The 19,338-nt window shown below is 47.1% G+C and carries 17 protein-coding genes and 1 tRNA gene; all 18 read right to left on the reverse strand.

Going from position 1 to position 19,338, the window contains the following annotated elements:
* Positions 1–6: 6 nt before the first annotated feature.
* The 18 genes from rplB to tuf all read right to left on the reverse strand — a co-directional run bounded on the left by rplB (position 7) and on the right by tuf (position 19,273).
* Positions 7–831 (reverse strand): 50S ribosomal protein L2, encoded by an 825-nt coding sequence (rplB, locus tag IPJ71_07780; protein MBK7843583.1) that lies wholly within the window; start codon positions 829–831, stop codon positions 7–9.
* A 2-nt stretch (positions 832–833) separates the two neighbouring features.
* On the reverse strand, positions 834–1,112 hold the full coding sequence (rplW, locus tag IPJ71_07785; protein MBK7843584.1) for a 50S ribosomal protein L23: 279 nt from the start codon (positions 1,110–1,112) through the stop codon (positions 834–836).
* A 2-nt stretch (positions 1,113–1,114) separates the two neighbouring features.
* The gene (gene rplD / locus IPJ71_07790; protein ID MBK7843585.1) at positions 1,115–1,744 is read right to left on the reverse strand and encodes a 50S ribosomal protein L4; all 630 of its coding nucleotides are present in this window, start codon (positions 1,742–1,744) and stop codon (positions 1,115–1,117) included.
* Positions 1,745–1,746: 2 nt separating this feature from the next.
* Complete coding sequence (gene rplC / locus IPJ71_07795) at positions 1,747–2,418, reverse strand: 50S ribosomal protein L3 (protein MBK7843586.1); 672 nt, start codon at positions 2,416–2,418, stop codon at positions 1,747–1,749.
* Positions 2,419–2,438: 20 nt separating this feature from the next.
* Positions 2,439–2,756, reverse strand: coding sequence for a 30S ribosomal protein S10 (rpsJ, locus tag IPJ71_07800; GenBank protein MBK7843587.1), 318 nt, complete (start codon positions 2,754–2,756; stop codon positions 2,439–2,441).
* A gap of 255 nt (positions 2,757–3,011) precedes the next feature.
* Positions 3,012–5,105 carry an elongation factor G gene (gene fusA / locus IPJ71_07805; protein MBK7843588.1) on the reverse strand — a complete coding sequence of 698 codons (2,094 nt, stop codon included), beginning with the start codon at positions 5,103–5,105 and terminating at the stop codon, positions 3,012–3,014.
* A 30-nt stretch (positions 5,106–5,135) separates the two neighbouring features.
* Positions 5,136–5,609 (reverse strand): 30S ribosomal protein S7, encoded by a 474-nt coding sequence (rpsG, locus tag IPJ71_07810; protein MBK7843589.1) that lies wholly within the window; start codon positions 5,607–5,609, stop codon positions 5,136–5,138.
* A gap of 26 nt (positions 5,610–5,635) precedes the next feature.
* Entirely contained in the window at positions 5,636–6,010 is a 375-nt protein-coding gene (locus IPJ71_07815) for a 30S ribosomal protein S12 (protein ID MBK7843590.1), read from the reverse strand.
* 189 nt (positions 6,011–6,199) lie between these two features.
* Positions 6,200–10,348 carry a DNA-directed RNA polymerase subunit beta' gene (gene rpoC, locus IPJ71_07820; protein MBK7843591.1) on the reverse strand — a complete coding sequence of 1,383 codons (4,149 nt, stop codon included), beginning with the start codon at positions 10,346–10,348 and terminating at the stop codon, positions 6,200–6,202.
* A 16-nt stretch (positions 10,349–10,364) separates the two neighbouring features.
* Positions 10,365–14,519 carry a DNA-directed RNA polymerase subunit beta gene (gene rpoB / locus IPJ71_07825; protein ID MBK7843592.1) on the reverse strand — a complete coding sequence of 1,385 codons (4,155 nt, stop codon included), beginning with the start codon at positions 14,517–14,519 and terminating at the stop codon, positions 10,365–10,367.
* A gap of 114 nt (positions 14,520–14,633) precedes the next feature.
* Positions 14,634–15,008, reverse strand: coding sequence for a 50S ribosomal protein L7/L12 (gene rplL / locus IPJ71_07830; GenBank protein ID MBK7843593.1), 375 nt, complete (start codon positions 15,006–15,008; stop codon positions 14,634–14,636).
* 50 nt (positions 15,009–15,058) lie between these two features.
* Positions 15,059–15,586: a 50S ribosomal protein L10 gene (locus IPJ71_07835; protein ID MBK7843594.1), complete on the reverse strand. Its 528-nt coding sequence runs from the start codon at positions 15,584–15,586 to the stop codon at positions 15,059–15,061.
* A gap of 206 nt (positions 15,587–15,792) precedes the next feature.
* Positions 15,793–16,494, reverse strand: coding sequence for a 50S ribosomal protein L1 (locus IPJ71_07840; GenBank protein MBK7843595.1), 702 nt, complete (start codon positions 16,492–16,494; stop codon positions 15,793–15,795).
* Positions 16,495–16,507: 13 nt separating this feature from the next.
* Positions 16,508–16,930: a 50S ribosomal protein L11 gene (rplK, locus tag IPJ71_07845; GenBank protein MBK7843596.1), complete on the reverse strand. Its 423-nt coding sequence runs from the start codon at positions 16,928–16,930 to the stop codon at positions 16,508–16,510.
* A 53-nt stretch (positions 16,931–16,983) separates the two neighbouring features.
* Positions 16,984–17,523, reverse strand: a complete 540-nt coding sequence (nusG, locus tag IPJ71_07850) for a transcription termination/antitermination protein NusG (protein ID MBK7843597.1) — start codon at positions 17,521–17,523, stop codon at positions 16,984–16,986.
* A gap of 13 nt (positions 17,524–17,536) precedes the next feature.
* On the reverse strand, positions 17,537–17,914 hold the full coding sequence (gene secE, locus IPJ71_07855) for a preprotein translocase subunit SecE (GenBank protein MBK7843598.1): 378 nt from the start codon (positions 17,912–17,914) through the stop codon (positions 17,537–17,539).
* A gap of 25 nt (positions 17,915–17,939) precedes the next feature.
* Positions 17,940–18,016 (reverse strand) — tRNA-Trp (locus tag IPJ71_07860).
* Positions 18,017–18,079: 63 nt separating this feature from the next.
* The gene (tuf, locus tag IPJ71_07865) at positions 18,080–19,273 is read right to left on the reverse strand and encodes an elongation factor Tu (protein ID MBK7843599.1); all 1,194 of its coding nucleotides are present in this window, start codon (positions 19,271–19,273) and stop codon (positions 18,080–18,082) included.
* Positions 19,274–19,338: the final 65 nt, after the last annotated feature.

The raw sequence follows: 19,338 nt of genomic DNA on the forward strand, positions 1-19,338 counted from the left end.
CCTCAATTACTTCTGATACCGACGTTTAACAATCATCGCGCTAGTCCTCTTATTATTTCGAGTCCTATACCCTTTGCATGGCTGGCCCCAAGGTGTAACAGGATGATGACCCTTACCCACACCTTCACCTCCGCCGAGAGGATGATCCACAGGATTCATGGCCATTCCTCGAACTCCCGGCCGCTTTCCTAGCCAGCGGTTTCTGCCGGCCTTTCCAATTTTCAAATTTTCATTGTCCGTGTTTCCGACCTGGCCAACCGTTGCCTTGCACTCAGCCAGGACCTTACGTACCTCACCAGAAGGCAATCTAATCTGACAATATTTCCCCAACTTAGCAACCAATGTCGCTTCAGCACCGGCACCGCGTGCCATCTGCCCACCCTTACCAGGTCTCATTTCGACATTATGAATAATTGTTCCAACGGGTATTTTGCTGAGAGGCAAGGCATTACCCGGCTTGATATCTGCATCCGAGGAGGAAACAACAAGACTTCCAACAGTCAGTCCCACTGGCGCCAAAATATAGGACTTTGTACCATCCTGATAAACGATTAGTGCTATTCGACAAGTGCGGTTCGGATCATATTCGATCGCCGCCACCGTTGCCGGGATATTCTCCTTTGCACGCTTAAAATCAATAACACGATATCGCCGTTTATGGCCGCCACCCTTGTGACGCATCGTAATCATTCCCGTGTTATTCCTTGCAGCCTTTCGATTTAAAGGCTCGAGAAGTGACTTTTCTGGATATGATTTCGTTATTTCATTAAAATCGAAACCAGAACTATTTCTACGCCCAGGACTACGAGGCCTAAAAATTTTCATTCCCATCTCTATGCTCCCTCAAACAATGTGATTTTCTGGCCTGGAGAAAGCTTGACCAAGGCCTTTTTCCAATACTGAACCCGTCCCTGTCCAAGCTTAGTGCGCCGGGCTCGACCCCTGCATACCGCCGTTCTAACGGAATCAACTTTCACTCTAAAGGCCTTCTCCACCGCTTGGCGAATCTGAGCTTTTGTGGAGACTTTATCCACCTCAAAAACGTAAACACCAGTCTCATTCAAACGGCTATTTTTCTCCGTTACAATTGGTCTCTTAATCAAATGATACATAGTTAGCTCTCCAAGCCACAGCGAGCAGCGATTTTAGATACCGCATCCTGAGTAATAATGGCGTAATCATGCTTGAGAAGGTCAAATACATTAAGCCCCTCTGGCCCATAATAGAGAGCCTTCGGAAGATTACGTGCAGCTCGAGAGAAAGCTTCGTCCTTATGCCCAGAGATTAACACGAGCTTTTCGACCCCAAACTCTTTGAGCCGCTTTGCCAGTTCATTTGTTTTTCCTGCGGCTGAAGTCATATCCTCAACTACAGTCAAACGGCCCTCTTTCAGCAAAAACGAAAGTGCCGAACGAAGTCCAATCTGCTTCACTTTCTTTGGCAAAGTATAAGAGTAGTCACGTGGAGTTGGACCAAAAAGGATCCCCCCACCTGGCATCAAAGGAGAGCGGCTCGAACCCTGCCGGGCATTCCCGGTACCCTTTTGCTTAAAAGGCTTCTTACCACCGCCACTCACCTCGCTACGAGTCTTGGCCTTATGAGTCCCTTGACGGCGACTTGCCAACTGCCACTTCACGACCTCGTGCAAGATATCCTTCCGAATCGGCGCTTCAAACACAGATGGAGCAAGCTCCACAGTTCCGACCTTTTTCCTATTCCAGTTCACTACTTCTACTGTTGCCATATTTAAACTTTCACCAACTTAACAATTGAATTGCGAGCCCCCGGCACAGCACCCTTAACCATAAGGACACCCTTCTCAGGAATTACTTCAACAACCTTCATATTCATCGTTGTTGCCGTTTCGTTACCAAAATGCCCGGCCATTCGTTTTCCGGGCATAACACGAGCTGGCTCTTTGTTATTTCCTATCGATCCCGGTCTACGGTGAGTCGTCGATCCGTGCGAAGCTGGGCCACCGGCGAAATGCCAGCGCTTGACAACACCGGCAAAACCACGCCCCTTAGAAAGACCTGTCACCTTTATAATATCTCCAGTCACCAAACTAGAAATATCAACCTTTTGACCAACTTCGACCCCCTCAGGGAGAGCCTGACGCACCTCTCGAACATACTGAGCGCCATTCTCAAATCCGCTTTTGCTTAAATGTCCGGCTTGCGCCTTAGTGCGTCTAGAAACACGCTTAGGAGTACAGGCTATTTGGATAGCCTCGTAGCCATCTTTTTCTTTCGTCTTTAACTGGGACACTACCCAGGGACGATACTCAAGAACTGTAACTGGCACCGCTTGTCCCTCATGAAACAATGTCGACATCCCAAGTTTAAAGGCATAAAGGCCACCGAGTTTCACGGTTTTTCCTTTTTCCTGTTCATTTGTTTTTTCGCCTTCGTCGCTCATCATTTAACTCCGTTTTACGTTTACTCAGCTGAGAGCTTGATCTCTACATCAACACCGGCAGACAAATCTAATTTCATCAATTGATCAATTGTCTGCTGCGTAGGTTCAAGAATATCAAGCAGACGTTTGTGTGTTCGAATTTCAAATTGCTCGCGAGATTTTTTGTCAACGTGAGGCGAGCGCAAAACGGTGTAACGATTTATCCCCGTTGGCAGAGGAATCGGGCCGGCAACGCGTGCACCCGTTCTGCGTGCCGTGTCGACAATCTCTCGAGTGGATTGATCTAACAGCTTGTGATCGAAGGCTCTCAATCGAATACGAATTTTTTGACTCTGCATAACTCTCTCGCTTGGCTGAAGACTCAACAAACTAATGTTTGAAAAGACAAAAAAACCACGTACCCAGAAGTCATCCTTTTTCCAGTATCGCTTCGAACCTAATTGATTTCAGCGACTTAGAACAGTAAGACCCAAGAAATACGGGGCTGCAAGTCGGCGAGTATGCATTCTGCTCGGAGTCCTTGTCAAAGAAAATAAAGAGAAATGTTCAATGTGTTCTGGCAAGGGTGCTCTCTTACAGAATGGGGACAGTTATTATTTGCCTAATCCCTGAAGAATTTCCTTCTCCACCTTTGGAGGAACAGGAGAATATTGCTCGAATTCCATGCTGAAGCTAGCTCTACCCTGGCTTAAGGACCTCAGGTCCGTCGCATAGCCAAAGAGTGACATCAGTGGAGCTTCGGCCCGAATGATTTGGCACCCCGCTCTTGGTACAATGCTGTGAACTTTGCCACGACGCGAATTGAGATCACCAATAACATTTCCTACAAAATCGTCTGGCGTGATGATTTCCAATCGAAAAATTGGTTCCAGGATTTGAGATTTGACTACTCTTAGTGCCTCCCTAAAGGCGTTTGCCGCAGCTACTCGAAAGGCCATCTCCGTGGATTCCTTGTCTCTGAGTTCAGCGGCGTCGAAAACAACGCGAACGTCAACGAGCTGATAGCCAGCAATAACACCAACTTCTGCGGCGTCGCGAGTTCCTTTTTCAACGGCTTGAAGCAGATTTTTTGGAAAATCCTTGGCCATTGAATGAGAGAAAGCAAATCCTTGGCCGCCGTCCTGAGGTTCGATTTTTAGGTGCACCTTGCCGAATTGGTGCTGCCCTCCGATTTCGCGGTCAAAAACACCCTCTCCCGAGCCACGCGACAAGATGGTCTCCCGAAACGCCACTTGAGGTTTACCCACATTGGCCTGAATTTTGTGTTCTCTCAAAAGTCGATCAACTAAAATCTCAAGATGGAGCTCGCCCATCCCTGAAAGCAGTATTTGGCCGGTTTCCAAGTCTGTCTTAACTCGGCAAGAGGGATCCTCTCGCTGCAGGCGAGCCAAGGCATCCATCATCTTCTCCTGATCGGACGTCGTCCGAGCTTCGATCGCAACAGCGATCACCGGCTCCGGAAACTGGATCGACTCCAAAACAACTGGATGTCGAAAATCGCACAAGGTGTCACCTGTGATAGTCAGTTTGAGACCAATAATTGCTCCAATGTCGCCCGCTTTAAGAGTGCTCACTTCCTCTCGGGAATTTGCATGCAACCTCACTATTCGCTGGATGCGCTCCTTCTTATTTTCCCTTGGGTTTAGCAAAGCCATTCCCTGTTTTATTTCGCCAGAATACACGCGCACGAAGGTCATCGAACCCGCAAAGGCATCTGAAGCAACCTTAAAGGCCAAAGAGGCCACAGGCTCATCGAAACCTGTCTTGCAGACTATCAGCTTGTTTTCATTGTCAGGATCAAAACCCTCTATAGCTGGCACGTCCAGAGGACTTGGCAAAAACGCTATAACGGCATCCAAAAGTGGTTGGACACCCTTGTTTCTGAAGGCAGAACCACAAAGGACAGGCACGGCCCTCAAGCCGATAGTTCCCCTCCGCAAGGCGTCCTTCAGCTCAGCTTCTGTGATTTCTTGTGCTTCCAAGTATTTTTCAGTCAATGATTCGTCAATTTCTGCGATTTGTTCAACCATCTGATCTCGCAAGACAGAGGCCTGACTTCTCAGATCAGCTGGAATCTCTTCGACAAGGTAAGACTCCCCCAAACCTCCGTCCCTCCAGATGAGTGCCTTCATCGAAAACAAATCAACGATCCCCTGAAACTTATCCTCGCAACCTATTGGCATTTGTATCGCGATGGGATTTCCACCGAGTCTTTGCCGAATGGTGCCAAGGCTCATAGAAAAATCCGCGCCTACTCTGTCCATTTTATTGATAAAGCAAATCCTTGGGACTCTATATTTATCTGCTTGTCTCCAAACAGTTTCCGACTGTGGTTCAACACCGTTGACCCCGTCAAACACAGCAATGGCCCCATCCAAGACGCGAAGAGATCTCTCTACTTCGATCGTAAAATCGACGTGCCCCGGAGTATCGATGATATTGATTCGATGACTTGCCCAGAAGCAAGTCGTGGCAGCGGCTGTAATCGTGATCCCACGCTCTTGCTCTTGTTCCATCCAATCCATGGTGGCATCACCATCATGGACCTCTCCGATTTTATGACTTTTTCCGGTGTAAAACAGAATTCGCTCGGTTGTCGTGGTTTTCCCGGCATCAATATGAGCCATGATGCCGATATTTCGGGTATACCTAAGATCCTCGACCTTTTGTGGCTCTCTCTCTCGCATGTTTTGTTTGTATCTCTTCCTAGCAGAAACCTACCAGTTATAGTGAGAGAATGCTTTATTGGCCTCCGCCATTCGATGCACATCATCCTTCTTTTTGATGGCATTGCCGCGGTTATTATATGCTTCATTAAATTCTGCAGCCAAACGCAGAGCCATCGTCTTTTCGCCGCGCTCACGGGCATACTCAACTATCCACCGCATAGAAAGTGTCGCTCGGCGAGAAGGGCGAACGTCAACGGGCACCTGATAAGTGGCACCACCAACACGACGAGAGCGAACTTCCAGAGAAGGTTTGCAATTTTCAACCGCCTTCTTGAAGACTGTCAGGGGCTCCTCTCCAGAGATCTTATTTCGCAGCTCCTCTAAAGCAGAATATAAAATTCCCTGAGCCGTACTTTTATTCCCACTGTCCATCAATTTATTTACAAACTTTGAAACGAGAATATCGTTGTACACTGGATCTGGAGCTACTTCGCGCTTATAACTGCTTTTGCGACGTGACATATCTTGAGTCTTCCTTATTTTTAATTTTAAGCTTTAGGCCGTTTTGCGCCGTACTTAGACCGGCTCTGTTTTCTGTTTGCTACTCCTTGGGTATCTAAAACACCGCGAACGATGTGGTAACGAACCCCAGGAAGGTCCTTAACCCTGCCTCCCCGAATAAGTACCACCGAGTGCTCCTGCAAATTGTGGCCAACCCCAGGAATATAGGAGTTCACCTCGAATCCGTTCGAAAGGCGGACACGAGCCACCTTACGGAGGGCCGAGTTCGGCTTTTTTGGAGTTGTAGTGAAAACCCGAGTGCATACTCCCCGCCGTTGAGGACAGCTGGTCAATGCTGGAGACTTGGATTTGTTCTTCTGAGCTCTTCGCTCACCGCGAATCAACTGATTAATCGTTGGCATCTGTACCTCTAAAAACCATCAAATGGAATAGCCCTGTTATTCTAATTATTTAGGTCTCATTCAATAACACAAAGGCTTTCCCGTAACAAAACCCGAAAGCTACCGAAACTCGACCTCATCCGTCAACCGAAATTACCTAAACACCACTAAATTCAGAGAGAAACATCAACATTGACTCTTCTCCCGCTGCTATGAATTCAAACTCATTGCACGAATCGACGACATTCCAGGCATACCACCGGGAAGAGAGGAGGATACTGAGTCATTGGCCCTGTCATCAACGATAACCTTCCATCGCTTGTAAGATGATATGCCCGTACCCGCAGGGATAAGGCGGCCCATGATAATATTCTCTTTCAATCCACGTAGCAGATCTGTCTTACCGTTAACTGCCGCGTCCGTTAATACCTTTGTTGTTTCCTGGAACGATGCCGCAGAAATCCACGACTCTGTGCTTAGCGAAACCTTGGTTATTCCAAGCAAGAGAGGATCAGCAATCGCCGGCTGTCCACCGACACCAATCACACGGCTATTTTCCTTTTCAAATTGATACTTCTCAACTTGCTCTCCCACTAAGAAACAAGAATCACCCGGATCAGTTACTTCAACCTTTCTCATCATCTGGCGAACGATCACCTCAATGTGTTTATCATTTATTCCGACACCCTGAAGTCGATAAACTTCCTGGATTTCATTCACAAGATAAGCTGCAAGCTCTTTGTCTCCTAAGACTCTCAAGATATCGTGAGGATTTGTAGGTCCATCCATTAACGCCTCACCAGCCTTGAGGAATTCGCCTTCGCGAACAGCAACGTGCTTCCCTTTGGGAATTAAATATTCCTTTTGTTCACCGATCTCAGGAGTCACGATCACACGTTGCTTTCCCTTGACGTCCTTTCCAAACGTGACGTACCCGTCAATTTCGGAAATAATCGCGCTTTCCTTGGGTTTGCGAGCTTCAAACAATTCAGCCACACGGGGTAAACCTCCCGTGATATCACGGGTTTTTGTTGTCTCCCGATGGATTTTGGCGACCACATCGCCGGCATGAATGTCCTCTCCATCCGTCACAAGGAGCTGAGCTCCTACGGGTATGACATAACGAGCTGGAATATTTCTGCCTGGCAAGTTGAGTGATTCGCCCTTAGGGCCCATCAGATAGACAGTCGGCTTGTTGTCACCAGACTTAGAATCCGTGATCACTTTTGTGGCAAAGCCCGTCACTGGGTCGACTTGTTCGGCCATAGTGACACCCTCTTCGATATCCTGAAATTTAATCGTTGCGCTAATATCTGCAATGATCGGATTTGAATAAGGATCCCACTCAGCAAGAACGTCGCCCTTCTTGATCACATCGCCTTCTTTGAAGTTCATCACTGAACCATAGACAAGCTTAAACTTCTCACGCTCACGCCCTGAATCGTCCACAATAATCGCATCACCATTGCGATTCATAACTGTGAGAAGTTTCTTTCGATTCTCAACAACCTGAACTCCCTCTATTTTGAGCCTTCCATCATAGCGAGCGGTATGAACCGATTGCTCTACGGCACGAGATGCAGTACCCCCCAAATGGAATGTTCTCATCGTCAGCTGAGTTCCTGGCTCCCCAATGGATTGGGCTGCGATAATTCCTGTTGCCTCACCCAGATTAACTGTAGCGCCACGAGCCAGATCACGACCGTAACACTTCACGCAAATTCCACGTTGTGTTCGACAAGTGAGCACAGATCGAATCTTTACGCTCTCTAATCCCGCATCCTCAATTTTTTTGACGATATCCTCAGTCAACTCTTCGCTGGCATTGGCAATAACTTCGTCCGTATAAGGGTCAACGATATCTTCTAGCGCAACCCTACCGAGAATCCTGTCACCCAAAGGTTGGATCACCTCGCCGCCCTCCAAAAGAGGCCGAACTGTCATTCCATCTGTTGTTCCACAATCGATTTCCGTTGTAATCACGTCCTGAGCCACGTCAACGAGACGGCGAGTCAGATACCCTGAGTTCGCAGTTTTAAGGGCCGTATCCGCCAAACCTTTACGTGCTCCGTGAGTCGAAATGAAGTACTGAAGAACAGTCAATCCCTCGCGGAAGTTGGCTGTGATCGGCGTCTCAATAATCTCGCCTGAAGGTTTTGCCATCAATCCTCGCATACCTGCCAACTGACGAATTTGCGCTGCAGAGCCTCGGGCTCCGGAGTCCGCCATCACAAAGATAGGATTGAAACTCGCGCTCTCAACTTCTTTGCCATCAACTTCAAATTTCTCTTTTTCCAAATTGGCCATCATCTCCTTGGCTACTTTGTCGCCGGCTTGGGCCCAAATATCGACGACCTTATTGTATCGCTCACCATCAGTGATCAAACCTTCGTCGTACTGCTGCCGAATCTCTGACACAGCTTGCTCCGCATCCTTGAGAATTGGCGTTTTACCTTTGGGGATCACAAGATCATCAATGCAAATTGATATTCCAGCTAGCGTCGAATATCTGAAACCCATCTCCATAATTCTATCTGCCAGAATGACGGTCGATTTTGCACCAGACATCCTAAAAGACTTATCAATCAATTCAGCAATAGCCTTCTTGTTCATCACACGGTTGACAAGTGAGAACGGCACACCCTTTGGCAATATATCAGACAAGATAGCGCGACCAACAGTTGTCTCTTCCACCTTACCCAAAATACGACTTTTGATTGCGGCCTGAAGATCAACAATACCAGTATCAAATGCGTAAAGCACATCCTGAACATTGCTGAAGATCTTACCAGTTCCCTTTGCTCCCGGCTTACTTCGCGTCATCCAATATATTCCCAAAACAATATCCTGTGATGGATTGATAATTGGCTTACCGTTAGCTGGGCTGAGAACGTTGTTTGTTGACATCATTAAGACTCGGGCCTCAACCTGAGCCTCAACTGAGAGCGGCACGTGCACAGCCATCTGATCACCATCGAAATCTGCATTAAAAGCCGTACACACCAAGGGATGAAGTTGAATGGCCTTTCCTTCATGCAGAACTGGTTCGAAAGCCTGTATTCCGAGCCGGTGGAGCGTGGGTGCTCGATTCAAAAGTACAGGATGCTCCTTCACACAGTCCGAAAGAATATCCCATACCTCGACTGTTTCTTGTTCAACTAACTTCTTTGCCTGCTTAATCGTGCTCGCTAAGCCACGCTCCTCAAGTTTGTTGTAAACAAATGGTTTAAACAATTCGAGAGCCATTTTCTTGGGCAGGCCACACTGGTGAAGTTTCAATGTAGGACCTACGACGATAACGGAACGACCTGAGTAGTCGACACGCTTTCCTAGAAGATTTTGCCGAAAACGCCCCTGTTTTCCTTTGAGCATATCGCTCAAGGATCGGAGCGGACGCTTATTCGGTCCCGTAAAAGTCTTCCCTCGTCGACCATTATCCAAAAGCGCATCGACTGATTCCTGAAGCATTCGCTTTTCGTTGCGAATAATAATGTCGGGCGCATTTAACTCTTGAAGGCGCTTAAGTCGATTATTTCGATTGATCACCCGACGATAGAGGTCATTCAGGTCAGAAGTCGCAAATCGACCTCCATCCAATGGCACAAGTGGGCGCAGGTCTGGAGGAATCACCGGAAGCGACTCCAACATCATCCATTCGGGATGATTTGTAGATCCCTTGAAGGCCTCGACAACTTTCAGTCTTTTTGTCAGCTTTTTGATTTGAGCGTCTGACTTCGTCTCCTTCATGTCCAGACGAAGTTTCCGGGACAAATAGTCAGAATCGACCTTACGAAGCATTTCTCGAACTGCTTCTCCGCCCATTCCAGCTTTGAAATTTGGACCAAATTCGTTCAATGCGTTCTGATATGCCTCTTCAGACAAAATCTGATACTCCTCAAGACTTGTGTCCTGCGGATCAAGAACAACATAGGCCTCACAGTAGAGGATTCTTTCCACCTCTTTGAGCGAAAGATCTAAGAGATTTCCGATGCGGCTTGGAAGGGAACGCAAAAACCAAATGTGCGCGACTGGCGTTGCCAACTCGATGTGGCCCATTCTCTCTCGACGGACCTTGCTCTGAGTGACCTCTACTCCACACTTTTCACAAATAACCCCACGATATTTCATTCTCTTGTATTTGCCGCAGAGGCATTCATAATCCTTTATAGGCCCGAAAATTTTGGCACAAAAAAGACCATCCCGCTCCGGCTTAAAGGTCCGATAGTTTATCGTCTCAGGCTTCTTCACCTCTCCATGAGACCACTCCCGAATCATCTCAGGAGAGGCCAAAGAAATACGAACAGAATCAAACGAGAGCGGATCTTTTGGTTTATCAAAAAAATTCAATAAGTCTTTCAAGGTTCAATCCCTTTCCTTACTGCTCAACAGTATTGTGGGGTTTTTCAGTCAATATGTCGGATTCAATGAGCTCAACATTGAGCGCTAAACTCTGCAACTCTTTCACCAATACATTGAAAGATTCAGGTAGGCCAGGTTCCAAAACGTTCTCGCCTTTCACGATACTTTCGTACATTCGTGTACGGCCAGCAACGTCATCTGACTTCACTGTTAGAAATTCTTGAAGTGAGTAGGCCGCCCCGTAAGCTTCAATTGCCCACACTTCCATCTCTCCAAGTCGCTGACCTCCGAACTGAGCTTTTCCTCCCAAAGGCTGTTGTGACACCAAAGAGTAGGGTCCAATAGATCGAGCGTGAATCTTCTCTTCAACAAGATGGTGAAGTTTCAGCATATACATGACACCCACGGTGACTGGAGTCTGAAAAGGCTCTCCAGATCTTCCATCAAACAAAACTGTTTGACCGTTGAGCGGCAGATTGGCCTTCTCCAAAAAGTCCTTAACATCCTTTTCCTTTGCGCCATCAAAAACGGGGGTAGCCACGTGCACTCCACGAGTCAGCCTCTTCGTCATTTTTCTCAACGAAGCCTCATCCGCCTCATCTATTTTGCGGGTAATCTCAGGTAACTCATAGATTTTCTTTAGAGCCGTACGAGCCTTTTCGGCGCTTTGGTTGTATTGCTCGATCGCCTCTCCGATTTGAGTCCCGAGAGAATGCGCCGCCCATCCTAAATGCACTTCAAGGATCTGCCCAATATTCATCCTTGAAGGTACTCCGAGGGGATTAAGAACCATGTCCACTGGAGTTCCATCCGCCAAGAACGGCATGTCTTCTTCAGGCAAAACCTTCGATACAACACCCTTATTCCCGTGACGACCTGCGAACTTATCGCCGACCTGAAGTTTTCGTTTAATGGCAATATAAACCTTAACCATCTTGATCACACCGGGAGGCAGCTCATCACCCTTTTTGAGACGATCGATCTTCTCGTTAAAGACCATCTTAATAGCCTCAAGTTGATTACGAGCTGAATCCACCGTCCGGGTGCACTGATATTCAATCTCGGTCTCTAGGGGAATATACGCTAACAACTCGAATGGAATCGTCTCCAGATCCTCATTTGTGATCTCTTGTCCCTTGGAAAGAAGTTTGACGGACCCATCTTCGTTGAGCAGAACTCCCGTCGTCTTCTTCCCTACCAAAAGACTCTTTAACTTATCGAGAGCGTTCAAACGAATCACGTTCTGCTCGACATCAAAATCCTTTTCCAATTTCTTTCGCTTGTCCTCGATAATTAACTGAAGACGCTCGTCTCGGTCTGCGCCCTCGCGGCTGTAAACCTGCGCATCAATGACCGTTCCAAACACCCCTGAAGGAACACGCAAAGAGGTGTCGCGAACATCTCCTGCTTTCTCTCCGAAAATCGCGCGAAGAAGTTTCTCTTCTGGGGAAAGCTGAGTTTCGCCCTTCGGAGTTACTTTCCCAACCAGAATATCGCCGGGCCCCACTTCGGCCCCAATTCGAATAATTCCGCTCGTATCAAGGTCTTTCAGCGCTTCGTCGCCAACATTGGCTATATCCCGCGTGATTTCTTCCTTGCCGAGCTTTGTGTCTCGAGCCACGCACTCGAATTCTTCGATGTGAATTGAGGTATAAGTATCTTCCTTTAGAAGCTTTTCCGATATCAAAATAGAATCTTCAAAGTTGTAGCCCATCCAGGGAGTAAACGCGACAACGATGTTCTGCCCAAGCGCCAATTCACCCAACTCAGTAGAAGGCCCATCAGCTATGACATCCCCACGCTTTACCCGGTCGCCAGAATTCACAATTGGCTTCTGATTGAAACAAGTATTTTGATTGGTTCTTTGATACTTGGTCAAATTATAAATATCAACGTTTGCACCGAGTTCTCCGCCTTTAGCAAAACGGCGAACCACAATACGACCAGCATCAACACCCTCAACAATACCATCATTCGTGCACACGACACTTGTTCCGGAGTCCCGTGCCACGTAGTGCTCGACCCCTGTACCAACAAGAGGAGCTCGCGCCCTCAAGAGCGGCACGGCCTGCCTCTGCATGTTGGAACCCATGAGCGCACGATTGGCATCATCATGTTCGAGAAATGGAATAAGAGAAGCCGCAATAGAAACTAGCTGGCTTGGAGAAACGTCCATCAAACTCACTTTGTCTTTTTCTACGAGTTCGTACTCACCATTAACTCGCACTGTATAATTCTCGCCGAATACAGTCTGCGGTCCGGTAAAAGCTCCAGCCTGAGCAACAAAATGACCTTGTTCCTCGAGAGCCGACATATACGAAATATCTTTTGAAACCTCTCCATTTTCAACTTTCCGATAGGGCGTCTCGATAAATCCGTAGTTATTGATTCTAGCATAGGTCGCCAGTGAGGCAATCAATCCAATATTGGGTCCCTCTGGAGTTTCAATCGGACAGATTCGCCCATAATGGGTCGGATGAACGTCACGAACCTCAAATCCAGCTCGGTCTCGAGTCAGACCGCCCGGTCCCAGTGCCGATAGTCGACGTTTGTGAGTGATTTCAGAAAGTGGATTTGTTTGATCCATAAACTGAGACAGTTGACTGGAACCAAAAAACTCCTTCACAACCGCATTCACAGGTTTGGCATTGACGAGGTCATGAGGCATCATCGACTCTACATCCTGCAAACTCATGCGCTCACGGATTGCTCTTTCCATCCGAACTAAGCCTATGCGATATTGATTTTCGAGAAGCTCTCCAACTGACCGCACTCGACGATTACCAAGGTGATCAATATCATCGATTCGACCCTGACCATTTTTTAATTCAACTAAAGTCTGAACAACGCTGAGAATGTCCTTCTTCGTGAGTGTGCGATGGTCTACCGGACACTCTTCAAAAGGAATACTAAATCGATGATTAATTTTCAACCGCCCCACTTCGCTAAGATCGTAGGTCTCAGGATCAAAAAACAGCCTTCTAAATAGGTTTTCCGAGGCTTCCCCAGTCGGAGGTTCTCCCGGACGCAAGCGTTTATAGATTTCAAGTAGTGATTCTTCGCGAGTGACAACCTTATCGATCAAAAGGGTGTTGCGCAAAAATGGACCAACAGCAAGACCATCAAAAAAGATCATCTTAAAGTTGGCTATGCCGGCCTCATGAGCCCGATCGAGGATGTCCACTGACATTTCATTGTTCGCATCAGCAATAATCTCACCAGTTGACTCATCGATAATGGGTTTGGCAATAACCTTAGCCTCTAGATCCTCGCGAGAAATTTCAATCTCAGTGATCTTCATCTGCTGAACTTTTTTCACTGCCGCACGAATAATCCGGCGCCCTGCCTTGACCAAAACCTCACCCGATTTTGGATCAATGATATCGGACAGAGCCCTTTGCCCAGCCATCTTCTCGATGTCCAGGCCCCTGTAGTACTTGCCGTCTTTGGCTCTGCGAACATCCACCAAATCGTAGAACATCTCGAGTAGATTTTCCGTTGTGTAACCCAAAGCCTTTAGCAATACTGTCACAGGAAATTTACGACGACGATCAATGCGAACGTAGATGAGATCTTTTTGGTCAAATTCAAAATCGAGCCAAGACCCACGATAGGGGATAACACGGGCTGAATAGATAAATTTTGCATTTGCACTATTCTTTCCGCCATCATGGTCGAAAAAGACACCGGGCGAACGATGAAGCTGACTTACAACAACTCGCTCCGTACCGTTGATAATAAATGAACCGTTAGCGGTCATCAGGGGAATTTCGCCCAAATAAACCTCTTGTTCCTTCACATCACGAATACTGCGCGCCTCCGTCTCTTCATCCACATCAAAAACAATAAGCCTCAGTGTCACCTTTATCGGCGCCGCATAGGTCATTCCCCGCTGACGACACTCATCTACGTCGTACTTTGGGGGCTCTAGAGTATAGGATACAAACTCTAAGCTGGCCGTGTTGTTAAAATCTGAAATGGGAAATACAGACTTAAATACTCCATTAAGTCCTGCCATGTCGCGTCGATCAGGATCGACATCCTTCTGTAAAAATTCCTCATAGGATTTCTTTTGAAGTTCAATTAGATTGGGAATATCAATCAGGCCCTGGGTCCTAGCATAACTACGTCTCATCCGCACGTTAGATGCTGTTATTGGCGTGTTGCCCATTCATTCTCCTTCTTTCTTCTCGACCAAAACTAAACGATCTCTCTGCCCCTGGATCTACACCTTCATCGTGACAGAGTTCAGCTGAACTCTGTCACTGTCTCATGTAAAACTTAGCTACTTCACTTCAACCGTGGCACCAGCTTTGACTAGTGCCTCTTTGATTTTATTGGCTTCATCTTTAGAAATGCCCTCCTTGACAGCCTTAGGAGCTCCTTCAACTAGGTCTTTTGCTTCTTTCAAACCAAGACCTGTCAGAGCGCGCACTTCCTTAATCACATTGATTTTATTGGCGCCAGCATTTGCAAGAATCACGTCAAATTCCGTTTTTTCTTCAGCAGCTGCCGCTCCAGGACCGGCCGCTACCGCAATAGCTGCAGGAGCTGCAGCGCTTACGCCCCACTTGTCCTCTAAAGTTTTAATCATCTCAGCCAATTCAATCACTGGCATATTCGACAAGAAATCGACTACTTCTTCTTTATTCAGTGCCATTCTATCCTCCAAAAAAATTCATTCAATTCATGAAATAAAAAAAATTAACTCTACTCACTTCGTTTATCGTTATAGGCGCTCAACACACGCGCAAATCCACCAGGCACAGCTTCCAAAGTTCTGACGAACTTTGCCATCGGAGCCTGTAACGTACCCAACAATTGTGCACGTAACTGGTCTTTTGATGGCAAGGTGGCCAAATACTTAATTTTGGCCTCGTCTAGAGCTTTGCCATCCATAACACCCGACTTGACCTGAAGCTCCTCCACCTTTTTTGCAAACTCAGCAAGCAATTTGGCCGAAGCCGATGCGTCCTCGTAAGCAAAAACAATGGCGTTGGTACCTACAAACTCGTCTTTTAATGCAGACTGCGATTGTGGGTGATCCATTAGGGCTCTACGTGCCAACGTGTTACGAACCACCCTCATCTCAGACTTGACGGGGTACAGCTGCTTGCGCAAATCCGTAACCTTTTCAACGGACATTCCCTTGAAATCGATTAGGAACGCAGCTTTGGCTCTGGTGAACCGCTCAGATATTTGAGAGATTTCCTGCGCCTTTTCGGCTTTGGTCATCATACGGTTCTATTCTCCCTTCCATTTGTTTAGGCCGCACATCAGTTAACAAAGAGAGGCCCAGCACATCATGCTCCATTGACCTTCACTCGCTTGTCTAGGCAGGAAAGGGATATCCCAATTAAGCCGTAGCTCCCACTGTCTCTGACTGCGAACGGTTTATAATAAATTTCTCAACTCAACTCATTTCAACTCAACTCAAAATAAATCTACACCAATGCCTGCGTCTCAGGCACATCCATGCGAACACCCGGTCCCATCGTAGATGAAACAGTAATTCCACGCAAATAATTACCCTTGCTGGAAGCGGGCTTAGACTTCAATAAAGTCTGCATAAAGGCCACGTAATTTTCTCGCAAATTATCAACTCCCATAGCCTTCCTGCCAATGGATGCGTGAACAATGCCAGCCTTATCGACTCTAAATGCCAACTTTCCCTTTTTCTCAGCAGTCACTGCGGCACCAACTGCCATAGTTACCGTTCCTACCTTTGGATTTGGCATCAAACCTCTTGGCCCCAGAACCTTGGCAACCTTGGAAACCGTAGCCATCATGTCGGGAGTCGCCAAGCATTTATCAAACTCAAGCCACCCCCCTTGAATCTTCTCAACCAAGTCCTCTGCTCCCACAAAGTCAGCACCTGCATCCTTGGCCTCTTGCTCTTTAGCGCCTTTGGCAAAAACGACCACTCGAACAGTTTTTCCAAGGCCATGAGGCAAAGATACCGCTCCCCGAACTTGTTGATCTGACTGTTTGGGATCAACCCCCAACCTAACAGCAACATCAATGGATTCATCAAATTTTGCCTTGGCTGTATCGACAACCAGCTTAAACGCCTCTGCCATTGTGTAGCGAAAAGCGGGATCAACCTTTTTCCTAGATTCGTTATAAATTTTTCCTCTTTTGGACATCACTCACCTCCGCCTATTTAACTTCTAAGCCCATGCTCTTCGCCGTTCCAATAATTTGAGACATCGCAGAATCAACTGTCATGCAGTTCAAGTCTGGTATTTTTATCTCAGCGATTTCTTTAATCTGAGCCATGGTTACATTCCCAACCTTTTCCTTTTGTGGCATCTTTGATCCGCTCGTCAACTTGGCTGCCTTTTTCAAAAGAACGGAAACGGGGGGGGTTTTAGTGATAAAACTAAAAGACCGGTCCTGGTATACCGTAATAATGACAGGGATAACTGTATCACCGGATTTCTGTGTTTTCGCATTAAACTGCTTACAGAACTCCATGATGTTAACCCCGTGCTGTCCGAGCGCCGGTCCAACGGGAGGAGCCGGATTGGCTTTCCCTGCCGGAATCTGCAACTTAATTTGGCCTGTAACTTTTTTTGCCATCTTCCCGCTCCTGCATTTGAGGATTGTTAATAAAATACTCTCATCTAATTCTATCAGGCCTTCTCAACCTGAATGTAATCCAATTCAACCGGAGTTGGGCGACCAAAAATACTGACCAGCACTTTGACCTTGCCTTTCTCCTCATTCACTTCTTCGATCGTCCCGTTAAAATTACTAAAAGGACCATCGATAACTGTCACAGACTCACCGGGATCAAAGGAAACTCTCGGCTTTGCTTTTTCAACGCCTGTCTCAATTTGACGAGCGATCCGAAGCACTTCAGCCTCTGGAACTTCGGGAGGACGAAGGCTCTTTGAACTACCTCCGACAAACCCAGTGACCTTTGCTGACCCCTTTACCAAATGCCAAGTTTCATCATTCAGGCTCATATTCACAAAGATATACCCAGGAAAAAATTTGCGCGAACGAGTCGCCTTCTTTCCCTTAACCAATTCAACAACATTTTCCGATGGGATAAGTATCTCACCAAAGAGTTCTGCCATCGCCAAATCCTTAATTCGCTTTTCAATTGAGGCCTTGGCAGTTGCTTCGCACCCGGTATGGGTATTGACTATGTACCACTTCTTATCCACTTCTAGTTCCCCATCAGTTAAGAATCATTTTGATCAAGTTTCCTGCAACAAAATCAAACACGCCCAAAAGGATGCCCGAAATCACCAACATAACGCAGGTTACAATTGTCATCGCTGTCGTGTCCCGCCGTGAGGGCCACACAACCTTGCGGATCTCAACGACCACCTCGTCGCCCCACAACAATACTTTCTTATTGAACTGCAAAAAAAGAAAAGTCAAAAGTCCGACCCCGATGGGCAAACCATGAGACACGAGGTCTATAGACCTTATTCGTGCCACCGCCCCAAATGATGCAGCCAGTGATTCCATCACCACGTCAACGACGAGGGCGACAACAAATGCCATCACAATAAAGGAGACAGATAGTACCTTTTTATTTTGCTTTTCCACATTCCACCGCCATGCTCTCATCATTTGGCAGGGTAGGTAGGATTCGAACCTACAACCTACGGATTTGGAGTCCGCCGCTCTACCAATTAGAGCTACTACCCTCCGAAAACATTTAGGGACCCTCTTCAAAAGGTCCCTAAATGCACACTTCAATTTATTAAAAAACTACTCAACGACTTCAGTCACCACACCTGCACCAACAGTTCGGCCACCTTCGCGAATCGCAAAACGAAGTTCCTTCTCCATCGCGATAGGGCCAATCAATTCAACGTTCATTTCAACTCGGTCGCCTGGCATCACCATTTCGGTTCCAGCTTTAAGAGTAACAACTCCAGTCACGTCAGTCGTTCTGAAGTAGAACTGAGGACGGTAGCCGTTAAAGAATGGAGTGTGCCGACCTCCCTCTTCCTTCGTCAAAATATAGGCTTCACACTTAAATTTTTTGTGCGGAGTGATCGTGCCTGGAATAGCAAGAACTTGGCCTCGCTCCACATCTTCCTTCTTCGTACCGCGAAGGAGAAGACCCGCATTATCACCAGCACGTCCCTCATCTAGAATCTTACGAAACATTTCGATTCCAGTAATGGTCGTCTTAGAGGTAGGGCGAAGGCCAATAATCTCGACCTCGTCTCCCACTTTTGCAATTCCGCGCTCAATTCGACCAGTGACCACTGTTCCTCGACCAGAAATAGAAAACACATCTTCGATGGGCATCAAAAATGGCTTCTCTGTCAATCGCTGAGGCTCTGGAATATAGCGATCAACCTCCTCGAGAAGTTTGATGACCGAAGGAGCCCCAATTTCGCTTTTATCACCCTCAAGGGCTTTTAAGGCGGAGCCTTTTACAATTGGGATATCATCTCCAGGGAATTCATACTTTGCGAGAAGCTCCCGAATTTCGAGCTCAACGAGCTCCAAAAGCTCAGCATCGTCAACCATGTCAACTTTATTCATGAAGACCACGATAGCGGGAACTCCCACCTGACGAGCAAGAAGAATATGCTCGCGGGTTTGAGGCATCGGACCGTCAGCAGCAGAAACCACTAAAATGGCCCCGTCCATCTGCGCAGCTCCCGTGATCATGTTTTTAACATAGTCAGCGTGGCCGGGGCAATCGACGTGGGCATAGTGGCGTTTGGCGCTCTCATACTCCACGTGTGAAGTAGAGATGGTAATACCACGCTCTCTCTCCTCTGGAGCCTTGTCGATCTGATCGAACGCAATGGCCGAACCTTTTCCGTATGCTTCTGACATCACTTTGGTAATCGCTGCTGTCAGAGTCGTTTTACCGTGGTCGACGTGACCGATGGTACCGATATTTACGTGCGGCTTATTCCGCTCAAATTTTTCTTTGGACATTTTAAGATCTCCTCCTGGTTCCAGAATTTTTGCATGAAAAACTCAAGTTATCTCCAAAAAATACA

This window comes from Bdellovibrionales bacterium, assembly GCA_016714165.1.
In the GTDB taxonomy this organism is placed as follows: Bacteria; Bdellovibrionota; Bdellovibrionia; order Bdellovibrionales; family UBA1609; genus JADJVA01.